Annotated in this window: 2 protein-coding genes; both read right to left on the reverse strand. The window is 37.9% G+C overall.

Translation table 11 applies throughout. From position 1 onward, the window contains the following. Positions 1-2,234: ABC transporter permease (locus IE155_RS17810; RefSeq protein WP_189379683.1), on the reverse strand; the 2,234-nt coding region annotated here is incomplete at its 3' end. Next, positions 2,234-2,428 (reverse strand): hypothetical protein (locus IE155_RS18040; protein ID WP_229817454.1); only part of this gene is annotated, 195 nt, incomplete at its 5' end. The genes IE155_RS18040 and IE155_RS17810, both read right to left, overlap by 1 nt.

Genomic DNA, 2,428 nt, shown 5'->3' on the forward strand with positions numbered 1-2,428 from the left:
TTTTCTTTGATCACTGTTGCAATAATATCGCGTCCTTTGGCACCAATTGCCATACGCGTACCTATTTCAAAGCGACGCATTTGAATGGAATAACTTAACACTCCATACAGCCCAATACTCGCGAGAAAAAACGTAATTATCGCTAAGACGCCCGTTGTTACTGCCATAGTAATTTCAGCAAACAAGCTTTTTATCAGAATGTCAGATGCCGCATTAAAACTTAATACAGAGTAGCGTGAATCAACCTCAGCTATCAATTTACCAAGTTGTTGGCGGCTAATAGACTGGCCAGTCTTTATTTTTAGCATAAATTGTTGCTCAGATAGGTCATTGGGCGCATAAGATCTCGGTACAGCTGCCGTTATATCATCGTTGCCAAACGCTGTTTGCCTAGGAATAACAATATCTTTGACAATACCTATTATTTTAAAATCAGGTTCACCTATCGATGATAGTTTCATGCCTATAATATCAGCGTCAGCTTTTAACTGATTAGCAAAAGCTTGGTTAATAACCATGACATTCTTATTATCTCGACGATCATCAATCGTAAAATTTTCACCATCTAAAAAAGGTTGTTCAATCAGAGTAAAATATCTTTGATCTACTCTCTTGAAATAGGGCATATATTTTACATTATCTGAATGCTTAGTTAATGCTTTAATACCAAAGCCATCTAAAGGCGAACTCCCTTGCGCAACTGATTCTACTTGCGGTAAAGCTTTTAGCTTTTCCATGAGCTGAGCCATAATAGGTTTTACTTCTTCCCCACTAGGTATATCAATTGAAGAAAAATTTAAAATTAACGTTGAGATATTATTAGTCGAAAATCCTATTGGCGCATTGATGGTTTTCATCGCATTTTTAAGCAAACTAACGTTAGCAAATACTAATATTGTTGCCAGTGCTACTTGGATGGTAATTAATACCTGACGAGTCTTTTTCGATACCTGTAAACCACTCCCCTTACCACTGCTTTGTAACCTAGTATTTAACGCATTGTAATTGATCATACGCGTACTTATTTTTGCAAAAAACAATGCGAAAAATAACGTCACTAGCACCGCGGAGATTAAGGTAATAAGGTTAAGTGATAGCTCGCTAGCCCTAGGTAAAACCCCTCCTAAATATTGCTGCATAATATAAAAGCCAATCTTAGCGATCACTAGCCCGAGCATGATCGACATAAACATTAATAAACTGGTTTCAGCAAAAATAGTTTTAAATAGATGTGCTCTGCTTGCGCCAATCGCGGCGTGAGTAGCCAATTGACGTTGCTTTTCTGCGGTGCGCGACATAAATAAATTGGAAATATTTGTAGTGGCGATCAATACCAAACCAACCACACCTGCTAGTAACATCAACGCAATCGACTCACTATCACCGAGGATCACTTCTTTAACTGGACGCATTTGCATATCGACCGACCAGCCTTTGAAAAAATCATATTTAGCAGCAAAGCCTTCCTCCCAGTGTTCACTCACTAAAGGCGTTAATAACTGCAGGGCCTGGTTTGAATTAATCCCTTTTTTTAATTGACCCATAAATTTAAAATTATTTTTGATATTTCCAAAAATTTGCCTATCTGCGGTACTCTCTGGATTCAAATCCCATGGCAACCAAACTTGCGTTTCACGACCAATTTCAGCAAGTGAGGGTTCAGAAAAATCGTTAGATAGCACGCCAACAATGCGATGACTGATACCACTTAGGGTTATTTTTTGATTAATAACATTTATATCGCCATTAAATTCCTGCTGCCAAGTACTATAACTGAGCAGTGCTACAGGATTGTTGGTATCAAGTGCTTCACTTGCCTCAAACATTCGCCCCACAGCAACGGGAGAGGCTAACATCTGATGGAATTCAGGTGTAACGTAGGTTGTATTAACCAGTGGTTGATTATTTTGAGAAGTGATCACATCTTGGCCATAGTAAACCATTGCTGCTTGCTCAAATGCTACTTTACTCTTATATAGGTGCACTAGGCCTGGATAACTATAAGCAACCTTTTGGACTTCCTTTTCAGCGTTGATAATATTATGTTCTGCAACATACAAACGGTCTTGCTCAGGGTAAGGTAATGGTTCAACCAATAATAAGTAATTTAGCGTTACTACACACAACAACGCACCTAACGTAATCCCCATGGTGGTAACCACGCTAAACACAAAGGTTGGTTTTTGTTTTAAGCTAAGTACAGCTTGTTTAAGTTGGTAGAAAAATAAGCTCATTATTCAACTCCTCGTAAGCAGTGAATAATCGGCTGTTTAATATATTTTCGTAAGGGTAAATAACAGGCAATAAAAGTAATAGTCACAATTACTAAAATCGTTACCAAAGCCACAACAATTAATTGCACGCTGATAAATTGCGATAAATACTGACTAAAACCAAGATAAAGCGCTATTAAGCAAATTACGGCAAC

Origin of the sequence: Thalassotalea profundi (genome assembly GCF_014653195.1) — a bacterium.
In the GTDB taxonomy this organism is placed as follows: domain Bacteria; phylum Pseudomonadota; class Gammaproteobacteria; order Enterobacterales; family Alteromonadaceae; genus Thalassotalea_B; species Thalassotalea_B profundi.